This window comes from Streptomyces sp. NPDC086023 (genome assembly GCF_044540325.1).
Taxonomy (GTDB): domain Bacteria; phylum Actinomycetota; class Actinomycetes; order Streptomycetales; family Streptomycetaceae; genus Streptomyces.
Genome location: NZ_JBITRX010000007.1, coordinates 131,885 through 153,674 on the forward strand (window position 1 = coordinate 131,885; position 21,790 = coordinate 153,674).

Annotated in this window: 18 protein-coding genes and 1 pseudogene; 3 read left to right on the forward strand and 16 right to left on the reverse strand. The window is 73.2% G+C overall.

Annotated elements, in window-relative coordinates:
* Positions 1-153: 153 nt before the first annotated feature.
* From topA to bldG, 7 genes are all read right to left on the reverse strand, one after another.
* Entirely contained in the window at positions 154-3,012 is a 2,859-nt protein-coding gene (gene topA, locus ACIF6F_RS16210; RefSeq protein ID WP_399946845.1) for a type I DNA topoisomerase, read from the reverse strand.
* Positions 3,013-3,199: 187 nt separating this feature from the next.
* A complete protein-coding gene (locus ACIF6F_RS16215) occupies positions 3,200-3,397 on the reverse strand; it encodes a hypothetical protein (RefSeq protein WP_399946848.1) in 198 nt (65 codons plus the stop codon).
* Between the two features lie 92 nt (positions 3,398-3,489).
* A complete protein-coding gene (locus ACIF6F_RS16220) occupies positions 3,490-5,001 on the reverse strand; it encodes a methyltransferase (protein WP_399946850.1) in 1,512 nt (503 codons plus the stop codon).
* Positions 5,002-5,069: 68 nt separating this feature from the next.
* Positions 5,070-5,636, reverse strand: coding sequence for a small secreted protein (locus ACIF6F_RS16225; RefSeq protein WP_399946853.1), 567 nt, complete (start codon positions 5,634-5,636; stop codon positions 5,070-5,072).
* Positions 5,637-5,761: 125 nt separating this feature from the next.
* Positions 5,762-8,164: a sodium-translocating pyrophosphatase gene (locus ACIF6F_RS16230; protein WP_399946855.1), complete on the reverse strand. Its 2,403-nt coding sequence runs from the start codon at positions 8,162-8,164 to the stop codon at positions 5,762-5,764.
* Positions 8,165-8,407: 243 nt separating this feature from the next.
* Entirely contained in the window at positions 8,408-8,848 is a 441-nt protein-coding gene (locus tag ACIF6F_RS16235) for an ATP-binding protein (RefSeq protein WP_399946858.1), read from the reverse strand.
* An 86-nt stretch (positions 8,849-8,934) separates the two neighbouring features.
* On the reverse strand, positions 8,935-9,276 hold the full coding sequence (gene bldG, locus ACIF6F_RS16240; RefSeq protein ID WP_399946861.1) for an anti-sigma factor antagonist BldG: 342 nt from the start codon (positions 9,274-9,276) through the stop codon (positions 8,935-8,937).
* Positions 9,277-9,356: 80 nt separating this feature from the next.
* On the opposite strand from bldG, the pseudogene ACIF6F_RS16245 reads away from it, so the two are divergent.
* Positions 9,357-11,811, forward strand: a pseudogene (locus ACIF6F_RS16245) (DEAD/DEAH box helicase).
* Here ACIF6F_RS16245 and ACIF6F_RS16250 read toward each other — a convergent pair.
* Genes ACIF6F_RS16250 through ssd form a run of 7 tightly spaced genes read right to left on the reverse strand, consistent with a single transcriptional unit; the run spans position 11,789 to position 16,680 of the window.
* The gene (locus ACIF6F_RS16250; protein ID WP_399946864.1) at positions 11,789-12,169 is read right to left on the reverse strand and encodes an Rv3654c family TadE-like protein; all 381 of its coding nucleotides are present in this window, start codon (positions 12,167-12,169) and stop codon (positions 11,789-11,791) included. The pseudogene ACIF6F_RS16245 and the gene ACIF6F_RS16250 sit on opposite strands and share 23 nt — an antisense overlap.
* Positions 12,166-12,561 (reverse strand): TadE family type IV pilus minor pilin, encoded by a 396-nt coding sequence (locus ACIF6F_RS16255; RefSeq protein WP_399946866.1) that lies wholly within the window; start codon positions 12,559-12,561, stop codon positions 12,166-12,168. Before ACIF6F_RS16255 ends, ACIF6F_RS16250 begins: the two co-directional genes overlap by 4 nt.
* Positions 12,548-12,742: a DUF4244 domain-containing protein gene (locus ACIF6F_RS16260; RefSeq protein ID WP_399946869.1), complete on the reverse strand. Its 195-nt coding sequence runs from the start codon at positions 12,740-12,742 to the stop codon at positions 12,548-12,550. The genes ACIF6F_RS16255 and ACIF6F_RS16260 overlap by 14 nt, the downstream gene beginning before the upstream one ends.
* Before the next feature lie 50 nt (positions 12,743-12,792).
* Positions 12,793-13,569, reverse strand: coding sequence for a type II secretion system F family protein (locus ACIF6F_RS16265; protein WP_399946872.1), 777 nt, complete (start codon positions 13,567-13,569; stop codon positions 12,793-12,795).
* On the reverse strand, positions 13,566-14,405 hold the full coding sequence (locus ACIF6F_RS16270) for a type II secretion system F family protein (protein WP_399947258.1): 840 nt from the start codon (positions 14,403-14,405) through the stop codon (positions 13,566-13,568). Before ACIF6F_RS16270 ends, ACIF6F_RS16265 begins: the two co-directional genes overlap by 4 nt.
* Positions 14,406-14,407: 2 nt before the next feature.
* Entirely contained in the window at positions 14,408-15,556 is a 1,149-nt protein-coding gene (locus tag ACIF6F_RS16275; protein ID WP_399946873.1) for a TadA family conjugal transfer-associated ATPase, read from the reverse strand.
* Entirely contained in the window at positions 15,553-16,680 is a 1,128-nt protein-coding gene (ssd, locus tag ACIF6F_RS16280; RefSeq protein ID WP_399947259.1) for a septum site-determining protein Ssd, read from the reverse strand. Before ssd ends, ACIF6F_RS16275 begins: the two co-directional genes overlap by 4 nt.
* A 487-nt stretch (positions 16,681-17,167) precedes the next feature.
* Between ssd and ACIF6F_RS16285 the strand changes: the two genes are divergently transcribed.
* Positions 17,168-18,028, forward strand: coding sequence for an HAD family hydrolase (locus ACIF6F_RS16285; protein ID WP_399946875.1), 861 nt, complete (start codon positions 17,168-17,170; stop codon positions 18,026-18,028).
* Positions 18,029-18,500: 472 nt separating this feature from the next.
* Here the strand turns inward: ACIF6F_RS16285 and ACIF6F_RS16290 are convergent, their stop codons facing one another.
* Positions 18,501-19,361, reverse strand: a complete 861-nt coding sequence (locus ACIF6F_RS16290; RefSeq protein ID WP_399946877.1) for an oxidoreductase — start codon at positions 19,359-19,361, stop codon at positions 18,501-18,503.
* A 102-nt stretch (positions 19,362-19,463) separates the two neighbouring features.
* Between ACIF6F_RS16290 and ACIF6F_RS16295 the strand changes: the two genes are divergently transcribed.
* Positions 19,464-20,480: an ATP-binding protein gene (locus tag ACIF6F_RS16295; RefSeq protein WP_399946880.1), complete on the forward strand. Its 1,017-nt coding sequence runs from the start codon at positions 19,464-19,466 to the stop codon at positions 20,478-20,480.
* Here the strand turns inward: ACIF6F_RS16295 and ACIF6F_RS16300 are convergent.
* On the reverse strand, positions 20,446-21,765 hold the full coding sequence (locus ACIF6F_RS16300) for a hypothetical protein (RefSeq protein ID WP_399946882.1): 1,320 nt from the start codon (positions 21,763-21,765) through the stop codon (positions 20,446-20,448). The genes ACIF6F_RS16295 and ACIF6F_RS16300 overlap by 35 nt on opposite strands.
* Positions 21,766-21,790: the final 25 nt, after the last annotated feature.

Here is a 21,790-nt window from a genome sequence, read left to right on the forward strand (position 1 = left end):
CCCTGCCACCCGGCCCCGCGCCCCCGCCCGCCGCTCCCCCGGCGAGGGCCCCGCCCGCACCAGACCCGTGGGACGGACGCGCCAGGGCCCCGGCAGCCGCAGGGTTGCGGCTGCCGGGGCCCTGGTGACGCGGTGCGGTCCGGCCCGTGCGGGTCAGTCCTCCGAAGGGGCCGCGGCCGCCTTCTTCGCCGCGGCGGTCTTGGCCGCGGCGGTGGTCTTCTTCGCCGCCGACGCCGTCGTCGTCTTCTTCGCGGCCGTCTTCTTCGCGGCGGCCGCCGTGGTCTTCTTCGCCGGCGCCTTCTTGGCCGCCGCCTTCTTCGCAGGGGCCTTCTTCGCCGCCTTCTTGGCCGGCCCCTTCGCCCGCTTCTCCGCCAGCAGCTCGTAGCCCCGCTCCGGCGTGATCGTCTCGACGTCGTCGTCCCGCCGCAGCGTGGCGTTCGTCTCGCCGTCCGTCACGTACGGGCCGAAGCGGCCGTCCTTCACCACGACCGGCTTCTCGCTGACCGGGTCGACGCCCAGCTCCTTCAGCGGCGGCTTGGCCGCGGCCCGGCCCCGCTGCTTCGGCTGCGCGTAGATCGCCAGCGCCTCGTCCAGCGTGATCGTGAAGAGCTGGTCCTCGGTCTCCAGTGACCGCGAGTCCGTGCCCTTCTTCAGGTACGGGCCGTAGCGGCCGTTCTGCGCCGTGATCTCCACGCCCTCCGCGTCCGTGCCGACCACGCGCGGCAGCGACATCAGCTTCAGCGCGTCGTCGAGCGTGACCGTGTCGAGGGACATGGACTTGAAGAGCGAGGCGGTCCGCGGCTTGACCGCGTTCTTGCCCGTCTTCGGCGTGCCCTCGGGCAGGATCTCCGTCACGTACGGGCCGTACCGGCCGTCCTTCGCGACGATCTCGTGCCCGCTGGCCGGGTCCTTGCCCAGCGGGAACTCGCCGCTCGGCTTGGAGAAGAGGTGCTCGGCGTACTCGACCGTCAGCTCGTCCGGCGCCAGGTCGTCCGGCACGTCGGCCCGCTGGTGGCCCTCCGCGTCCTTCTCGCCGCGCTCGATGTACGGGCCGTAGCGGCCCACCCGCAGCACGATGCCCTCGCCGACCGGGAAGGAGGAGATCTCCCGGGCGTCGATCGCGCCCAGGTCCGTCACCAGCTCCTTCAGGCCCCCGAGGTGGTCGCCGTCGCCGTTGCCGGCCTCGGCGGCGCTGCCCGCGCCCGTGCCCTCGCCCGAGCCCTCGCCGAAGTAGAAACGCTTCAGCCACGGCACGGACTGCGCCTCGCCCCGCGCGATGCGGTCGAGGTCGTCCTCCATCTTGGCGGTGAAGTCGTAGTCGACCAGTCGGCCGAAGTGCTTCTCCAGCAGGTTGACCACGGCGAAGGACAGGAAGGACGGCACCAGCGCCGTGCCCTTCTTGAACACGTAGCCGCGGTCCAGGATCGTGCCGATGATCGACGCGTACGTCGACGGGCGGCCGATCTCGCGCTCTTCGAGCTCCTTGACCAGCGAGGCCTCGGTGTAGCGGGCCGGGGGCTTGGTCGCGTGGCCGTCGGCGGTGATCTGCTCGGCGGTCAGCGCGTCGCCCTCGGCGACCTGCGGCAGGCGCCGCTCGCGGTCGTCCAGCTCGGCGTTCGGGTCGTCCGCGCCCTCGACGTACGCCTTCATGAAGCCGTGGAAGGTGATCGTCTTGCCGGAGGCGGTGAACTCGGCGTCGCGCCCGTCCGCGGCACGGCCGCCGATCCGGACGGTGACGCTGTTGCCGACCGCGTCCTTCATCTGGGAGGCGACGGTCCGCTTCCAGATCAGCTCGTAGAGGCGGAACTGGTCGCCGGTCAGGCCGGTCTCCGCCGGGGTGCGGAAACGATCACCCGACGGCCGGATGGCCTCGTGGGCCTCCTGGGCGTTCTTGACCTTGCCGGCGTAGACGCGCGGCTTCTCCGGCAGGTAGTCGGCGCCGTAGAGCTGCGTGACCTGCGCGCGGGCGGCGGCGACGGCCGTCTCGGAGAGGACCGTGGAGTCCGTACGCATGTAGGTGATGAAGCCGTTCTCGTACAGCTTCTGGGCCACCTGCATGGTCGCCTTCGCGCCGAAGCCCAGCTTGCGCGACGCCTCCTGCTGGAGGGTCGTCGTACGGAAGGGGGCGTACGGGGACCGGCGGTACGGCTTCGACTCGACGGAGCGTACGGCGAACGAGGTCTCGGCGAGCGCGGCCGCCAGGGCCCGGGCGTTCGCCTCGTCCAGGTGCAGGACGTCGCTCTTGAGCTGCCCGTTGGAGCCGAAGTCGCGGCCCTGCGCCACGCGCCGGCCGTCGACCGTGTTCAGGCGCGCGACCAGGGAGGACGGGTCGCTGGGGTCGCCGACGCGGCCCGTGGAGAAGGTGCCGGTGAGGTCCCAGTACTCGGCGGAACGGAAGGCGATGCGCTCACGCTCGCGCTCGACGACGAGGCGGGTGGCGACGGACTGGACGCGGCCGGCCGACAGCCGCGGCATGACCTTCTTCCACAGGACCGGCGAGACCTCGTAGCCGTAGAGGCGGTCGAGGATGCGGCGGGTCTCCTGGGCGTCGACCATGCGCTTGTTCAGCTCGCGCGGGTTGGCGACGGCGTCGCGGATCGCGTCCTTGGTGATCTCGTGGAAGACCATCCGGTGGACGGGGACCTTGGGCTTGAGCACTTCCTGGAGGTGCCACGCGATGGCCTCGCCCTCGCGGTCCTCATCGGTGGCGAGGAAGAGCTCGTCGGACTCGGCCAGCAGCTCCTTGAGCTTCCTGACCTGCGCCTTCTTGTCCGCGTTGACGACGTAGATCGGCTGGAAGTCGTGCTCGACGTCCACACCGAGGCGGCGGACCTCACCCGTGTACTTCTCCGGCACCTCGGCGGCGCCGTTCGGGAGGTCGCGAATGTGCCCGACGCTCGCCTCGACGACGTACCCAGGGCCGAGGTAGCCCTTGATCGTCTTCGCCTTCGCAGGAGACTCGACGATGACGAGTCGGCGGCCGCCCTTTGCGGTCTCGCTAGTCGGGGACAACTTGGCTCTTCTCTCCGGTCGGCACTCGGTCGCAGTACGGCGACGCTGCGGAGTGTGACGGTACAACCCGCCCCCGTGTCAAACGGCACAAGCCCGCAACGGCCACTCGAACGGTAACCCGACTAGTGCCATTCCTGCCGCCCGGATACCTCCGTGCCGTCACCGCGGTCCACTGCCGGACCCGCCCTCAGAGCCTGGCGAAGCACCACACCCCGAGGGCCAGGGAGGCCGCGCCGGCCAGCGCCGCGAGGGGCACCGCCAGACCGGGGCGCACACCTTCCGCGACCGGCTCGCGCCGTACGGCGCACGCCCCCGTCCAGAGCAGCAACCCGGCCCCGAACAGCGTGAACACCACGCCGGCGAAGATCGCTGGACCGCTCTCCATGCTGTGCTCCCGTCCCCTCGGGCCCCCCGGGCGTCCCTCGTGGACGGGAGCCTGGCAGGGCCCGGGGTACGGCGGGCGAACCCCGGGTGAACTCAGTTCGTCCCGGTGCCGGAGGCGGGCTCCAGAAATCCCTGTTCCACGAGCATCCGGATCGCCTCGGGGGTCCGGTCGCGCAGGACGACCGGGTCCTCCTGCATCAGCTGGGCGATGGCGTCGAGGATCCGCCCGGCGCTGAGCGAGCCGTCGCAGACCCCGGCGAAGCCCGCCCCGACGGTGTCCACGCGGGTGGCGCGGCGCATGCCGCGGTGCTGGCGCAGCACCACGTGCTCGGGGTCCTCGGCGCCCGGCGCGCCGACCTGCTCCTGCACCACTTCTCCGGCCATCCGGAAATGGCCTTCGAGCAGTGCCGCGTCGTCGTGGGCGCGCAGGTAGTCCTGGCGCTCGAAGTGGGCGCGGACCGTGTCCCCCAAGGGCTGCTCGACGGGGTGCGGCCACTCCTCGACGACGATGGAGGGGCGCTCGGCCGCCGTCTTGCGCAGCGTGATCCAGCCGAATCCGACGGCCTTGGTCTTGCGGGCCTCGAACTCCTCCAGCCACTCCTCGTACCGCCGGGCGTACTCCGCCGGGTCGGTGCGGTGGTCCCCCGCGTCGCGCAGCCACAGCTCGGCGTACTGGGTGACGTCCTGCACCTCGCGCTGCACGATCCAGGCGTCGCAGCCGGCCGGCACCCAGGAGCGCAGCCGGTCGGCCCAGTCCTCGCCCTCGACGTGCTGCCAGTTGGCCAGGAACTGCGCGTACCCGCCCTCGTTCAGGTGCTCGCCCGCCTGCCGGACGAGGGTGCGGCACAGGTCGTCGCCGCCCATGCCGCCGTCCCGGTAGGTCAGCCGGGCCCCTGGGGAGATCACGAAGGGCGGGTTGGACACGATCAGGTCGTACGTCGCCCCGCCGACGGGCTCGAAGAGGGAGCCCTCCAGCAGCTCGGCCTCGGGCGCTCCGGAGAGCGCAAGGGTCAGCCGGGTGAATTCCAGCGCCCGCGGGTTGACGTCGGTGGCGGTGACGCGGGTGGCGTGCTGCGAGGCGTGCAGGGCCTGGATGCCGGAGCCGGTGCCGAGGTCGAGGGCCGTCCCGACGGGGGTCCGGACGGTGATCCCGGCCAGCGTCGTGGAGGCGCCCCCGACTCCGAGGACCACGCCCTCCGCCTTGCTTCCGATGCCCCCGGCGCCGCCGACGGCGCAGCCGAGGTCCGAGACGATGAACCAGTCCTCGCCGTCCGGGCCGCCGTACGGGCGTACGTCGACCCGCGCGCGGACCTCGTCGCCGTCCCGCTCGACCCAGCAGTCGGCCAGCGCCTCCGCCAGCGGCAGCGCGGCCGCCGCGGCGTCCGCCGGGACGGAGTCCTGGAGCAGGAACAGGCGCGCGAGGGTGGCGAGCGGGCCGTCCCCGCGGGTCGCGCGGGCGGCGGGCACCGTCTCGCTGCGGGCCAGCGCGGCGTAGGCGGGTGCGCCGAGCAGGTCGAGCAGCCCGTCCGCGGTGAACCCGGCGGAGATCAGGGCCTCGCGGAGGGCGGCGGCGTGGTCGGGGGAGGGCAGGCTGGGGGTACTCACCCGCCCATTGTGTCCGCTCGCGCCGTCGATCCGTGCGACGTGCCGGCGACGGGTCGCCGCCCCCGGCCTCAGCCCTGGGCCGGCGCCGGGGTCGCGGCGCGCTGGCAGCTCTCCTGGTTCTTCATGGCCTTGCCCAGCTCGCCCGACTGGAGCTTGGTCAGGGCCTCGTTGCCGCTGTTGCTGAGCTTGGAGAGCTCGTCGGCGATGTTCTTGAGGCCGTCGGCGAACTTCGCCTGGTCCTTCGGGTCGAGCGCGTCGACCTTCACCTTGAGGTCGGCGTAGGACTTGGAGATCGCGTTGAGCTCGGCGACGGCGTCGGCCTGCGTCTTCTTGCCGTCCTCGGCCGGCGGGACACCGGCGCCCGCGACGGCGGTGCCCATCTGCTTGTACGCGTCGGAGAGGGACTGGAACGCGGCCGAGTCGGTCTTCTGCACGACGTCGGCCTTGCTCTGGTCCGTGGTCTCCTTCTGGATCGCGGCGTTCGCGGCCTGGATCTTCTGGACCTGGGGCTCGACCTGGTCGCAGACCTTCTTCGCCCAGTCGTTGACCTTCTTCTCGCTGTCGTCACCGCAGCCGGACAGTGCGAGTACCAGCACCGCACCGCCGGACAGGGCGGCCGCAAGCTTCTTGTTCACCGGATTGGTCCCTTCCAAGGCTCTCGGCCCCGGAACATACACCCCGCACCGTACCGGCTCACACGAAGCGGGCGGACGGCGCGTCACCACGCGCCGTCCGCCCGCAGTTGGGCCGGGGTCCCCGGTCAGGAGGAGGCGACCGCCGCGTCGGGCTGCTGCGCGACGCGTTCTGCGGTGCCACCGCTGTCGTCGCCGACGGCGATGCCGCGGCGCTTGGAGATGTACACCGCGCCGACGATGACGATCAGCGAGATCACCGCGACGACCGTCCGCACGGCGGGGCTGGCGTCCTCGCCGTAGCTGAACTGCACGACGGCGGGGGCGATCAGGAGGGCCACCAGGTTCATGACCTTGAGCAGCGGGTTGATCGCGGGTCCCGCGGTGTCCTTGAAGGGGTCGCCGACGGTGTCGCCGATGACGGTGGCGGCGTGGGCCTCGCTGCCCTTGCCGCCGTGGTGGCCGTCCTCGACCAGCTTCTTGGCGTTGTCCCACGCGCCGCCGGAGTTGGCGAGGAAGACGGCCATCAGCGTGCCGCAGCCGATGGCGCCGGCCAGGTACGAGCCGAGGGCGCCGACGCCGAACGTGAAGCCGACGGCGATGGGCGCCATCACGGCGAGCAGGCCGGGGGTGGCCAGCTCGCGGAGGGCGTCCTTCGTGCAGATGTCGACGACGCGGCCGTACTCGGGCTTCTCGGTGTAGTCCATGATCCCGGGGTGCTCGCGGAACTGGCGGCGCACCTCGTAGACGACGGCGCCCGCGGAGCGGGAGACGGCGTTGATGGCCAGCCCCGAGAAGAGGAAGACCACGGAGGCGCCGAGGATCAGGCCCACCAGGTTGTTGGGCTGGGTGATGTCCATGCTCAGGCCCAGCTCGCCGGCCTTCGCACCGACGTCCTTGACGGCCGTGGCGATCGCGTCGCGGTACGAGCCGAAGAGGGCGGCCGCGGCGAGGACCGCGGTGGCGATGGCGATGCCCTTGGTGATGGCCTTGGTGGTGTTGCCGACCGCGTCGAGGTCGGTGAGCACCTGGGCGCCGGCGCCCTCGACGTCGCCGGACATCTCGGCGATGCCCTGGGCGTTGTCGGAGACCGGGCCGAAGGTGTCCATGGCGACGATGACGCCGACGGTGGTGAGCAGGCCGGTGCCGGCGAGGGCGACGGCGAACAGCGCCAGCATGACCGAGGTGCCGCCGAGCAGGAACGCGCCGTACACGCCGAGGCCGATGAGGAGCGCGGTGTAGACGGCGGACTCCAGGCCGACGGAGATGCCGGCCAGGACGACGGTGGCGGGGCCGGTCAGCGAGGACTTGCCGATGTCCCGGACGGGGCGGCGGCTGGTCTCGGTGAAGTAGCCGGTGAGCTGCTGGATGACCGCGGCGAGCACGATGCCGATGGCCACGGCGACGAGCGCGAGGATCCGCGGGTCGCCGTCGTGGGCGACGATCGCGCTGTCGGTGACGCCCTTGAGGTCCGCGTAGGAGGACGGCAGGTAGGCGAAGGCGGCTGCGGCGACCAGCACCAGGGAGATCACGGCGGAGATGAAGAAGCCGCGGTTGATGGCGGTCATGCCGCTGCGGTCGGTGCGGCGCGGGGCCACGGCGAAGATGCCGATCATGGCCGTGATCACGCCGATCGCGGGGACGATGAGCGGGAAGGCGAGTCCGGCGTCGCCGAAGGCGGCCGTGCCGAGGATCAGCGCGGCGACGAGCGTGACGGCGTACGACTCGAAGAGGTCGGCCGCCATGCCGGCGCAGTCGCCGACGTTGTCGCCCACGTTGTCGGCGATGGTCGCGGCATTGCGCGGATCGTCCTCCGGAATGCCCTGCTCGACCTTGCCGACCAGGTCGGCGCCGACGTCGGCGGCCTTGGTGAAGATGCCTCCGCCGACCCGCATGAACATCGCGATCAGCGCGGCGCCGAGGCCGAAGCCCTCCAGGACCTTGGGCGCGTCGGCGGCGTAGACGAGCACGACGCAGGAGGCGCCGAGCAGTCCGAGGCCGACGGTGAACATGCCGACCACGCCGCCGGTGCGAAAGGCGATCTTCATCGCCTTGTGCGCGACGGAGGTCAGGTCCTTTTCAGGTTCTCCCTCGGCGGGAGTTGCCTCGCGGGCGGCCGCGGCTACGCGGACATTCGCGCGGACGGCGAGGCGCATGCCGATGTATCCGGTGATCGCGGAGAAGATCGCGCCGACCAGGAAGAAGGCGGAACGCCCGGCGCGCTGCGACCAGTTGTCGGCGGGGAGCAGGAAGAGCAGGAAGAACACCACGACGGCGAATACGCCGAGGGTGCGGAGCTGGCGTCCCAGATAGGCGTTGGCGCCTTCCTGAACCGCTGCCGCGATCTTCTTCATGCTGTCGGTGCCCTCGTCGGCGGCGAGCACCTGGCGCACCAGGAGCTGGGCGACGACGAGCGCGGCCAGGGCCACGGCCGCGACGACGAACACGATGAGCCGGTTGTCATCCGTGAGTACCGCCGCCGCGAGCGCGGCGGTGGGGGCTGGCTCGAGAGGGGTGAAGAGCCCCGTCATTCGTCCTCCTTGACGTGAAGAGCTCAAAAGATGTGGACGGATTGTAGGGAGCTACACCTGATCAAAACAGTACGCGGGAAACGGAATTGGCCTGCTCTTGCTCCTCAGCAAATGATCGCGTCACGCCATTACCCTCGAAAGAGGTAATGGGGCAAAAGCATTGACGCCTGATCAATGATCTAGGGAAATGAAAAAGGCCCTGCTCGGCAGGGCCTTGAAAAGATCGTAAGGTACGACCGGATCTCAGTGGAGTTCGGGAGCGGCCGTGGTCGGCCAGCTCATGCGGATCACGCCGCCCGATTCGCCGCTGGTGACCTCGACGTCGTCGACCAGTCCGCTGATCACGGCGAGGCCCATCTCGTCCTCGCCGTCGGCCTCCGGCTCGGCGGCTCCGCCCGCCTGCGCGGACGCGGAGTCCCCGCCCCCCGAGGGGCCGGGGACCTCGTCGGCGACCTCGATGGAGAAGACCTTCTCCTCTTCGGTCAGCAGCACCCTGACGGGCGCGGAGAGGTCGTGGCTGCGGTGCAGCCCGACAGCACGGGAGCAGGCCTCGCCCACGGCGAGCCTGACCTCGTCGAGCAGGGCCTCTTCCAGACCGGCACGACGTGCCACGGCGGCCGCGACCAGCCGGGCCGTGCGGACGTGCTCGGGCTGGGCGCTGAAACGGAGTTCAACGGTGGCCATGCGATCCCCCTCGGACGTTAGGGCGTGCTGTACAGGGGCCCGGGCCCGCCGGCCCGGTGCCCCCGCTCCTTGATCCGGGCGACGCGTCAGTCGGTGGCGTTGACCGCGTCTTCCACCGTGGTGTGGATCGGGAACACCTTGGTCAGACCGGTGATGCGGAAGATCTTGAGGATGCGCTCCTGGTTGCAGACCAGGCGCAGGGAGCCCTCGTGCGCGCGGACGCGCTTCAGGCCGCCCACGAGCACACCGAGGCCGGTGGAGTCGAGGAAGTCCACCCGCTCCATGTCGACAACCAGGTGGTAGCTGCCGTCGTTCACCAACTCGACCAACTGCTCGCGCAGCTTGGGCGCGGTATACACATCAATCTCGCCACCGACCTCGACGACCGTGCGGTCGCCGACAGTGTGAGTCGACAGGGACAGGTCCACGGATCCTCCAGCACCTTGCTATCGAGCGGCGCCCCCCAGGGGCATCCCCCCCGAAGGTAGGGGACGGATTGGCAGCCGCGATGGCATTCAATCACTTACCGGCGGGCATGCACGACGCCTTCGGACCTATTGTCCCGCACGCCAGTGACACACTCGACTCCAATGGCCAGCAATCATCGTCCCGGGCACCACACGGCGGCCGCGGACACACGACCTGCCCCCGGAACGGTTCTGGACCGGCTCTCAAGGGGGCCGGGCCGTGCTGCGCGCATCACCCATACGGAGCATCTGCCCCCGCGCGAGGGCCGTCATGCCGTCTGGCCCGACCGCATTCGAACTGATGTCGTCGCGGCCATCCAGGCGGCCGGCATCGAACACCCGTGGGCCCACCAGGCAGAAGCCGCCGAGCGCGCCCTGGACGGCGAGTCGGTGGTCGTCGCCACCGGCACCGCCTCGGGCAAGTCCCTGGCCTACCTCGCCCCCGTACTGTCCGCCCTCGCGGACGGCGCCGCCGCTCCGAACGGCCGCGGTGCGACCGCCCTGTACCTGGCGCCCACCAAGGCCCTCGCCGCCGACCAGCGACGCGCCGTACGGGAACTGGCGGCTCCGCTCGGCAACGCCGTCCGCGCAGCCGTGTACGACGGCGACACGCCCGTCGAGGAGCGCGAATGGGTGCGCCAGTACGCCAACTACGTGCTGACCAACCCCGACATGCTGCACCGCGGGATCCTGCCGGCCCACCCCCGCTGGTCCTCCTTCCTGCGCTCCCTGCGCTACGTCGTGATCGACGAGTGCCACACCTACCGCGGCGTGTTCGGCTCGCACGTCGCCCAGGTGCTGCGACGGCTGCGCCGCCTGTGTGCCCGGTACGGGGCGGACCCCGTGTTCCTGCTCGCCTCGGCCACCGCCAGTGACCCGTCGGTCGCGGCGAGCCGCCTCACCGGCCTGCCGGTCACCGAGGTCACCGACGACGCCTCGCCCCGCGGCGAAGTGGTGTTCGCCCTCTGGGAACCCCCGCTGACCGAGATGAGGGGCGAGAAGGGCGCTCCCGTACGCCGTACGGCCACCGCGGAGACCGCCGACCTGCTGACCGACCTCGCCGTGCAGGGGGTCCGCACGTTGGCCTTCATCCGCTCCCGGCGCGGCGCGGAGCTGATCGCCCTGATAGCCCAGGAGCGGCTGGCCGAGGTGGACCGCTCCCTGCCCGGGCGGGTCGCGGCCTACCGGGGCGGCTACCTGCCCGAGGAGCGCCGCGCCCTGGAGCGGGCCCTGCACTCCGGCGAGCTGCTGGGCCTGGCCGCCACCACGGCCCTGGAACTCGGCGTCGACGTGTCCGGCCTGGACGCGGTGCTGATCGCCGGCTACCCCGGGACCCGGGCCTCGCTGTGGCAGCAGGCGGGCCGTGCGGGCCGGTCCGGCCAGGGCGCGCTGGCCGTGCTGGTGGCCCGCGACGACCCGCTGGACACGTATCTCGTCCACCACCCCGACGCGCTGTTCAAGCGGCCCGTCGAGGCCACCGTCCTCGATCCGGACAACCCCTACGTGCTGGCCCCGCACCTGTGCGCCGCCGCCGCGGAGCTGCCCCTGACGGAGGACGACCTGACGCTCTTCGGCCCCGCCACGGCCGGCCTGATGCCGCAGCTGGAGGCCGCGAAGCTGCTGCGCCGCCGCGCCACCGCCTGGCACTGGACCCGGCGTGAGCGGGCCTCGGACCTCACCGACATCCGGGGCGGCGGCGGGCGCCCCGTCCAGATCGTGGAGGCCGCGACCGGTCGGCTGCTGGGCACCGTGGACGAGTCCGCCGCCCACACCGCCGTCCACGAGGGTGCGGTCCACCTCCACCAGGGCCGTACGTACCTGGTGAAGACGCTGGACCTGGAGGACTCCGTGGCCCTCGTGGAGGAGGCCAGCCCGCCCTTCTCCACCACCGCCCGCGACACCACGTCGATCTCCGTGCTGGAGACCGAGACCGAGGTCCCCTGGGGGGACGCCCGGCTCTGCTACGGGTCCGTCGAGGTCACCAACCAGGTGGTGTCCTACCTGCGCCGCAAACTGATCACCGGCGAGGTGCTCGGCGAGGCCAAGCTCGACCTGCCGCCGCGCACCCTGCGCACCAGGGCCGTCTGGTGGACGGTCACCGAGGACCAGCTCGACGCGGCCCGGATCAACCCGGAGATCCTCGGCGGCGCCCTGCACGCCGCCGAGCACGCCTCCATCGGCCTCCTCCCGCTCTTCGCCACCTGCGACCGCTGGGACATCGGCGGCGTCTCCGTGCCGCTGCATCCCGACACCCTCCTTCCGACGGTCTTCGTCTACGACGGCCACCCGGGCGGCGCCGGGTTCGCCGAGCGGGCCTTCCACACGGCCCGCTCCTGGCTCACCGCCACCCGCGAGGCCATCGCGTCCTGCGAGTGCGAGGCCGGCTGCCCGTCGTGCATCCAGTCCCCCAAGTGCGGCAACGGCAACGACCCGCTCCACAAGCGCGGCGCCGTCCGCCTGCTCACCGAGCTCCTCAAGGCGGCCCCGGCACCCTGACGGGCACCCCGGCCGGCGCCCCGGGCAGTGCCTCGGCAGGACCCGCCCGAGCCGCCACCTCCGGGGCGAACGGCCCGGCCCGCACCCGGGCCGCCACGTCCGCCACCTCGCCGGCGGCCGCGCACCGGGAGAGCTCCGCACCCTGGGCACGGGCCACCCGCAGCGCGACCGCACACGCCTCCGGCTCCCCGCGGGCCCACACCGTGGCGGCCGCCAGGGCCGCCAGGTCCGCGGCCGCGGCGGCCCGGTGCCGGGCCACCACCACCTGGCCCAGCGTGAGGACGCCCCCGAACACGGCACACAGCACGGAGGCCACCAGGACGGCCCAGACGGTGGCCGAGCCCCGGTCCCGCCTCACGGCAGCACCTCCTCCCCGAGCGCGTCCTCGGCCAGCGCCACCGCACCGGCCCCCAGCCGCACCCCCAGCGCCCCGGGCCCCGGGGCGGGCGCCTCGACCCGCACCCGCCACAGCTCCCCGTCCCGCTCCACCCGCACCCGCGCGCCCTCGGGGGCCACCGCGCGGGCCGCGGCCACGGCCTCCGCCACCGGCTCGGAGCGGGCGGCGGCCCGCGCCCCGGCCCGTGCGGCGTCCACGCACCCGATCTGCGCGGCCGCCGCCATCAGGGCCCACACCAGCGCCACGGCGAACAGCACCAGTGCCGGCAGCACCAAGGCGGCCTCCGCGGTGACGTACCCGCGGTCGCCGCCGGGCCCGGCCCGGCAACGGGGGCCGCGGTCAGACCGAGCCACCGAGCGCCTTCCCGATCGTCGACGCGAGCGCCGACGACACCACGTCGCTCGTGACCACCTTGTAGAGCACGGCCGCGAAGGCACAGGCGGCGATCGTGCCCATCGCGTACTCACTCGTCGTCATGCCCGCATCGCGCCGGTGTCCGCGCAGCGCGTCCCGCACCCGTCGCCAGATCCTCATGTCGTTCCCGCCTCTCGACTCACGTGTGTCCATGTCGTTCTGATCTCCACTCAGCGCCCGCCGAGCAGTCCGGCCGCCAGGCCGATGACCACGGGCGCCACCCCGACCGCGAGGAACGCGGGCAGGAAACACAGCCCCACCGGAGCGGTGATGAGGACCGCGGCCCGCTGCGCACGCGCCGTCGCGGCCCGGGCCCGCTCGGCCCGCAGTCCCGCGGCCAGCCGGGAGACCGGCTCGGCCGCCGGAGCGCCCGTCCTGGCGGCCCGCTCCAGGGAGTCGGCCAGCGGCCGGGCCCCCGGTATCGCGGCCAACCGCCCCCACGCCTCGCCCGGTTCGCCGCCGAGCCGCAGCTCCGCGCCGGCCCGGGCCAGCCGCTCCCCCACCGGCCCGCCCAGGGAGTCGCCCACCACCTCGGCGGCCTCCCGCGGGCCCGCACCGGCGGCCAGGCAGGCGGCCAGCAGATCGGCGGCGAACGGCAGCTGCCGCCCGTCCTCCCGCCGCCCGGCCCCCACCCGGCGCCACCGCCGGCGCCACACCGCGGCCCCGCGAGGCCGCACGGCCGCGCCGGTCACCCCACCCGCACCCCCGGCCACCCCGGCACCCCGCACGGCCACCCCAGCCGCACCCCCGGCCACCCCCGCGCCCCGCACAGGCCCCGCCAAGCCACCCCCGGGAGCCCCACCAGCCCCCGCGGCACCCAGCACCCCCACGAGCCGCCGCCGGGCGCCCCGCTCCAGCACCGCCGCCCGGACCAGGCACCCCAGCCACGCTCCGGCGGCCGCGAAGGCCACCACTGTCCCCAGCCTGTGGACGAAGTCCCCGGTCACGAGCGCTCCCCCGCCCGCACGATCCGCCAGGCCCAGCAGAGCCCCAGCCCCTCCAGCACCAGCCCGGTCACCAGACAGCCCAGTCCCAGACCCGTGTGCAGCAGGACCCGCAGCGGAGCGGCGCCCAGCGCGGTCCCCATCAGCAGACCGGCCACCGGCAGCAGCGCGAGCACGACCGCGGTCGACCGCGCACCCGCCAACTGGGCCCGCAGCCCCTCACGCTGTTCCCGCTCGGCCCGCAGCGCCCGCTCCAGCCGGTCCAGTCCGGCCGCGAGGCCCGCACCCCCGTCCACGGACACCCGCCAGCAGGCCGCCATCCCCGCCAGCCCCTCGGCCCCCGGTTCCCGCGCCGCCACCCGCAACGCCCCCGGCACGTCCCCGCCGAACGCCGCCGCGGCCAGCACCCCGGCCTCCCCGACGACGAGCGCATCCCCATCGCCCCGCAGCGCCGCGGTCACCGCCTGCCCGGCATGCGCGCCGGCCCGCAACTCCCCGGCAACGGCGGCACACACGGCCAGCACCCGGGCCTCCCGCTCCGCCCGCCGCCGCACCGCCTCCCGCACCCGCAGCCACCGCCGCACCAGGGGCACCGCCAACGCCCCACCGGCCAGGGGCAGCAGCGACCCGCCGGCCAGCGCCACGAGCAGCCCGGCCGCCAGGCACCCCCACTCCCGCCGGCCCCGCACCCACGCGCCGGCCAGGGCGGCGCCGCACCGCCAGGACGCCACCCGCCGTACCGCAGGGCCCGCGAACAGCGCCCGCGCCCGGAACTCCGCCTCGTCCCGCACCGCGAGGGCCCACACCGCGCCCCCGGCACACACCACCGCACCGAACACCCTCACCGCACACCCCCGAGCATCACCCGCAGCCGCTCCCAGCCGCCCTCGCGCACGAACCCCCGCGCTCCCCAGCGCAACGCGGGCACCGTCACCACCAGCCCGGCCCCGTCCCGCTCCAGCACGTGCAGCTCGGCCACCCTCCGCCGCCCCGCACGGTCCCGCACCAGATGCACCACCACGGACAGGGCGGCCGCCAACTGGCTGTGCAGCGCGGCCCGGTCGAGACCAGCGGCGGTACCGAGCGCCTCCAGCCGGGCCGGCACATGCGCGGCGGCGTTGGCGTGGACCGTCCCGCACCCGCCCTCGTGCCCGGTGTTCAGCGCGGCCAGCAGATCCGCCACCTCCGCGCCCCGCACCTCGCCGACCACCAGGCGGTCGGGCCGCATCCGCAGGGCCTGCCGCACCAGATCGGCCAGCGTCACCAGCCCCGCACCCTCCTGGTTGGCCGGACGCGTCTCCAGCCGCACCACATGGGGGTGGTCGGGCCGCAGCTCGGCCGAGTCCTCGGCCAGCACGATCCGCTCCCCGGGCCCCACGAGACCCAGCAGCGAGCTCAGCAGCGTGGTCTTCCCACTGCCCGTGCCCCCGGAGACCAGGAAGGACAGCCGGGCCTCGACCAGCGCCCGCAGGATCCGCTGACCACCTGGCGGCACCGTCCCCGCGGCCACCAACTCCTCCAGGGTGAAGGCCCGGTGACGCACCACCCGCAGCGAGAGGCAGGCGGACCCGACCGCCACCGGAGGCAGCACCGCGTGCACCCGCGTCCCGTCCGGCAGCCGCGCGTCGACCCACGGCCGGGCATCGTCCAGCCGGCGCCCCGCCACGGACGCCAGCCGCTGCGCCAGCCTGCGCACCGCATCGGCGTCCTTGAAGGCCACCGGTGCCAGTTCGAGCCCGCCGCCCCGGTCCACCCACACGCGGTCGGGCGCGGCCACCAGCACGTCCGTCACCTCGGGATCGGCCAGCAGGGGCTCCAGCGGGCCGGCACCCACCAGCTCCGAGCGCAGCTCCCGCGCCGCCCCCAGCACCTCGGCGTCCCCGAGCAGCCTCCCCTGGGCCCGCAGTGCGGCGGCCACCCGGGCCGGCGTCGGCTCGGCCCCGCTCTCCGCGAGCCGCTGCCGCACCGCATCCAGCAGCCCGGCGGTCATCCGGCACCTCCCCCGGCCAGTGCCCGCTCCCAGAACCCGGCACAGAACCGCCCCAGCGGCCCCCGCGCCCGCACCCCCGGCGGCTCCCCGGCAGCGGGCCCGAGCACCGCCTCCCGCGGCACCTCGCCGGCCGACGGCAGCGCCAGCAGCCGGGCCACCGCCTCCGCGTCCAGCCCGGGCGCGAACGGCCCCCGCACCACGAGCCGCAGGTCGCGGGCCACCGCACCGACGGCGCCGGCCACCCGGCCGGCCGCCGCCACGGCCCTCAGCTCTCCCGGCACGACGAGCAGCACCAGGTCCAGCTGGGCGAGCACCTCCGCCACCCCGTCGTCGAGCCGGCGCGGCAGGTCCACCACGACCACCCCGCCCCGGCGCCGCGCGGCGGCCAGCACGGACCGCACCGCGGCGGGCGGCACCACCACCTGGTCACCGCGGTCCCAGCTGAGCAGCCGCAGCCCGTGCAGGCGCGGCAGCGACTCCTCCAGAGCCCCGGCGCCGACCCGGCCGCGCGAGGCGGCGAAGTCCGGCCAGCGCAGCCCCTCGGCGTGCTCACCGGCCAGCAGCACGTCGAGCCCGCCGCCCAGCGGGTCCGCATCGACCAGCATGGTCCGCTCACCGGCCCGGGCGGCGCCGACGGCGAGGGCACAGGCCAGCGTGGACGCCCCGGCGCCGCCGCAGCCGCCGATCACCCCGACGGCCAGGGCCTGGCGCCCGGTGCCCTCGGCGACGTCCGCGATCCGGTCGGCCAGCCAGGCCTCCCGGTCGGGCAGGCGCAGCACCTGCTCGGCGCCGATCTCGACGCCCGCCCGCCAGACCTCCGGGTCCTCGGTCCGGCGCCGCCCCACGAGCAGCACCCCGCCCCTGCGCGGCGCGCCGCGCACGCGCCCCACCGCGTCCTCGCCCACCAGCACCAGCGGGGCCGACTCCCAGCCGGGCCCGGCCCCCGAGCGGGGCGGCGAGCCTCCGGCCGCCGCGTCGCGCGTTTGCTCCGGCACCGAGTGCTGCACCCGCGGCTCCGCCCCCGCGGCGGCGCACAGCCGCAGCAGGTCGTCGAGCAGGTCCGGGTCCTCCGTGACGATCAGCGGCCCGCCGGCCCGGACCTCGCCGGGCACCGGCCCCTCCAGCCGCTCCCGTGCCTCCCGCGACTTCGATCCAGCCACGATCTCCGCCCCCTTCTCACCGCAAATCCCACAGCCGCGGACTTCGCGGCCGGAATCACCGTGCAGCGATCCGGAAAAAGATGTGGATCTTGCTCAAAAACTGTGAACAACTCCCCGCCTGTGAATAACTTCGTCACCCATTCGATTGCGTTCCAGAGCGCACCGGAACCGCTACGCAACGTGACGAGTCCAGAGGGGATGGAGGGCCGCGCAGCAGCGGCCACGCGCCGCCGAAGCGGGCGGAAGGCGACCACACCGGATCGGGGGAACGGACGAAAATGCGTCCGGACATGCGACGACCCCCGCCGGGGGGGAGAGCGGGGGTCGTCCCCACGGCCGACTCGGGGGGGGAGGAGTCGGACCGGGTTAGCACGGTCGCGAACGATCCGTGACTTCCATGGTGTACCCGAGAGCCTTCTCAGGCAAACCCACGCGCCACACCTTACGCCGAATGGTGGGCGCATATGCTGCGCTCGTGGAAAACCACTCCTTGCCCCGCACAGCCGCCTTCTTCGACCTGGACAAGACGGTCATTGCGAAGTCGAGCACGCTGACCTTCAGCAAGTCCTTCTACCAGGGCGGCCTGATCAACCGCCGCGCCGTCCTGCGGACCGCGTACTCCCAGTTCGTGTTCCTCGCCGGCGGCGCAGACCACGACCAGATGGAGCGGATGCGCGAGTACCTCTCCGCCCTCTGCAAGGGCTGGAACGTCCAGCAGGTCCGGGAGATCGTCGCGGAGACGCTGCACGACCTCATCGACCCGATCATCTACGACGAGGCCGCCTCCCTCATCGAGGAGCACCACACCGCGGGCCGCGACGTCGTGATCGTCTCGACCTCCGGTGCAGAGGTGGTCGAGCCGATCGGCGAGATGCTCGGCGCCGACCGGGTGGTCGCCACGCGCATGGTCGTGGGCGACGACGGCTGCTTCACCGGCGAGATCGACTACTACGCCTACGGGCCCACCAAGGCCGAGGCGGTGCGCCAGCTCGCCGAGTCCGAGGGCTACGACCTGGCGCGCTGCTACGCGTACAGCGACTCGATCACGGACGTCCCGATGCTGGAGTCGGTCGGCCACCCGCACGCGGTCAACCCGGACCGGGCGCTGCGCCGCGAGGCGCTGTCGCGCGACTGGCCGGTCCTGGTCTTCAACCGGCCGGTCCGCCTCAAGCAGCGCGTGCCGGGGCTGTCGATGTCCTCCCGGCCGGCGCTGGTCGCGGCCGCGGCCGTGGGCGCGGCCGCGGCGACCGCCGGCCTGGTCTGGTACGCGAGCCGGCGGCGCGCGAACGCCCTCGCGTCCGTCACGACCTGACCCCGGCGCTCACCCTCGACCCCGCTGCCCCGGGACCCGTTCACGTCCCCCGAGCCCCGCCCGGATCCCCCAACGGACCCGGGCGAACCGCGGGCACCCGTCCCGACCTGCGGCGACCCGCCCTGTCCGATTGATCCTTTCCTGTCCGGAAAGGTAAAGAACTGGGGCCAGGGGTTCCGCTTCTTTGCCGACGGAGGTACAAAGGAGTCACGGCCCGCGAGACCAAAGAACATCCGAGAGGATCATCTTTAAGAACGCAGAATGGCCCCACGGACCGATTGCATGAACGCCGAGCACCCACGCGACGTCGACCCTTCGATTAAGGGCCAGCCGCACCAGGCAAGGGCAAAGTTCCCGGCCTGATGGGCAAGTATCGAGGACGCTTGGTAACTGGGCGCGCATGCCAGCGGCGACACCACGAGCAGTACGGTGTCGCCGCAACCCTGTTCCGGGGGCGTCTTCGCGCCGCCGCCTACGCCGCGCCGCGCTGCAGCGCCTCGCACACCGCCGTCGACTCGCGGACGCCCAGCTCGACCGCCCGCCCGCAGTGCGCGATCCAGGCCGCCATCCCCTCCGCGGTGCCGGAGACGTACCCGTCCAGCGCCGCGAGGTAGGCCTCGCTCCCCTGCTCGGCGTGCCCGACCTCGGCCGGGCAGATGGCCTTGGGGTCCAGACCGCTGTTGATCAGCACGATCCGCTCCGCGGCCCGCGCCACCAGCCCGTTGTACGTACCGAACGGCCGCAGCGCCACCAGCTCGCCGTGCACGACCGCGGCGGTGACCAGCGCCGGGGCCGAGCCCCCCGCGATGATCAGCCGGGACAGGCCGTCCAGCCGCCCCGCGACCTCGTCCGCGTCCGGCAGCGGCAGCTCCACCAGCGGCTCGACCACCGGCTCGCCGGCCAGCCTCGGCCGCCCGACGGTGTCACCCGCACCCCCCGGAACGTCCACCCCGGCCCCCGCCGGAGCCGCCGGGGCCCCACCGGCCGCCACCAGGTGCAGCCTGGCCAGCACGCGCAGCGGCGACTGGCGCCAGATGCTGAGGAGTTGGCCGGCCTCGGCCGCCAGGCGCAGCGCGGCGCCGACGGTACGGGCCTCGTCGTCGGCGCTGAAGTCGGTGCGCCGGCGGACCTCTTCCAGGGCCCAGTCCGCCCCGGACAGCGCGGCGCTGCCGCGCGCGCCGCGCAGGGCGGCCTCGGAGGTGATCTCCGCGCTCCGGCGGCGCATCACACGGTGGCCGTAGACCCGGTCGACGGCCTTGCGTACGGAGTCCACGGCCTCCGGCACGCCGGGGAGCGCGGCCAGGGCGGCGAGGGGATCGGCAGACGTACTCATAAGTAGGGAGCCTACGCACCCATAGCAGCCGCCCCACGTTGGAGTGGTCTTCTTCACTCACCTCGACCACTCACCGCGACGCACCCACTACGCTAGGTGAACATGAAGATCGCTTTCGTGGGAAAGGGCGGCAGCGGGAAGACCACGCTGTCCTCCCTCTTCATCCGCCACCTCGCCGCCGCCGAGGCCCCCGTCGTCGCGGTGGACGCCGACATCAACCAGCACCTGGGTGCCGCCCTCGGGCTCACCGAGGAGGAGGCCGCGGCACTGCCCGCGATGGGCGCACACCTCCCGCTCATCAAGGAGTACCTGCGCGGCTCCAACCCGCGGATCTCCTCCGCGGACACGATGATCAAGACGACTCCGCCCGGCAGCGGCTCGCGCCTGCTGCGGGTCGACGAGGACAACCCGGTGTACGCGGCCTGCGCCCGCGCCGTGGCGCTCGACGGGGGTGCGGTTCGGCTGATGGCCACCGGTCCCTTCACCGAGTCCGACCTCGGCGTGGCCTGCTACCACTCGAAGGTGGGGGCGGTGGAGCTCTGCCTGAACCACCTGGTGGACGGCCGGGGCGAGTACGTGGTCGTCGACATGACGGCCGGCTCGGACTCCTTCGCCTCGGGCATGTTCACGCGCTTCGACATGACCTTCCTGGTGGCCGAGCCGACCCGCAAGGGGGTCTCCGTCTACCGCCAGTACAAGGAGTACGCGCGGGACTTCGGCGTCGCTCTGAAGGTCGTCGGCAACAAGGTGCAGGGGCAGGACGACCTGGACTTCCTGCGCGCCGAGGTGGGCGAGGACCTGCTGGTGACGGTGGGGCACTCGGACTGGGTGCGGGCGATGGAGAAGGGCCGCCCGCCGCGCTTCGAGCTGCTGGAGGAGCCCAACCGGCGGGCCCTCGCGGCACTCCGGGAGGCGGCCGACGACGCGTACGAGCGGCGCGACTGGGAGCGGTACACGCGCCAGATGGTCCACTTCCACCTGCGCAACGCGGAGAGCTGGGGGAACGCGAAGACCGGGGCCGACCTGGCGGAGCAGGTCGACCCCGGGTTCGTGCTCCGGGAGGAGCCGGTGGCCGCCGGCCGGATCAGTCCTCCTCTGACTGCTCCGATGCCTGCCTGACCGCCGGGGGCGCCGCGGGAGCGACGGGCGGGGCGGCCGGGCCCCTGGTCATGAACGCCGCCCAGCCCTCCTTGGGCGCCTCGGCGACGTCCAGGGTCCGCAGCCACTCCAGGGACTTGGGGTCCTGGGCGTCGAGCCAGTCGGCCAGCTCCCTGAAGGGCACGCAGCGGACCTCCTTCTGCGTGCAGACGCCCTTGATGACCTGCTCGACGGCGCGCATGTAGGTGCCGCCGTTCCAGGACTCGAAGTGGTTGCCGATGATCAGCGGGGCGCGGTTGCCGTGGTACGCGCGGTCGAAGGCCTTCAGCAGGCCGTCGCGCATCTGGGCGCCCCAGTACTCGTGCTGCGCCGGGTCGCCCTGGGAGGTCGTACCCGACTGGTTGACCATGTAGTTGTAGTCCATGGACAGGGTCTCGAAGGCCCGGCCCGGCATCGGGACCAGCTGGAGGGGCAGGTCCCAGAGGCCGTCGGTCTTCTTGGGCCAGACCTGCTTGCTGATGCCGCTGGAGTCGTAGCGGAAGCCCATGTCCCTCGCCGCCAGCATGAAGTTCTTCTGGCCTTCGAGGCAGGGGGTGCGGGCGCCGATCAGCTCCTTGTCGTAGTCGAAGGGCAGCGCCTTCTCCTTCTGGAGGCCGGCGTTGCTCTTCCAGCTCTTCACGAAAGACTTGGCCTGGTTGATCTCGTTCTTCCACTCCTCGACGGACCAGGTGCCGACCCCGCCCTCGGGGCCGCAGAAGTGGCCGTTGAAGTGGGTGCCGATCTCGTTGCCGTCGAGCCAGGCTCCGCGCAGCTGTGACGCGGTGTCCTTGATGCCCTGGAGGTCGCCGAAGCCGATGTCGGAGCGTCCGGCACCGTGGCGCGGGGCGACGTACATCTCCCGCTTCTCCTCGGGGAGCATGTAGACCCCGCTGAGGAAGTACGTCATGCGGGCGTTGTGCTTCTTGCCCACCTCGCGGAAGTGCGAGAAGAGGCGCTGGCTGTCCTCGCCGGCGCCGTCCCAGGAAAAGACCACGAACTGCGGCGGCTTCTCGCCGGGCTTGAGCTTCTGCGGGACGGTGACGTTCGGCTGGCCGCCGGTGTACGAGGTGGAGCCGTCACCGATGAGCCGGAGGACGCTGCCCGGCGCGGGCGCGGCCGGGGCTCCGCGGTTCGCACCCGGCTTGAGGGCGCCGGGGCCGGGGGCCGGGCGCTTGGCCGGGGGCTCGGAACCGGAGCAGCCCGCGACGCCGAGCGCCAGCGCCGTGGCGACCAGGCCGCCGGCGATCTTCTTCGAGGCGGCCTTCATCCGCCCACCCCTTTCCTTGCAGGTC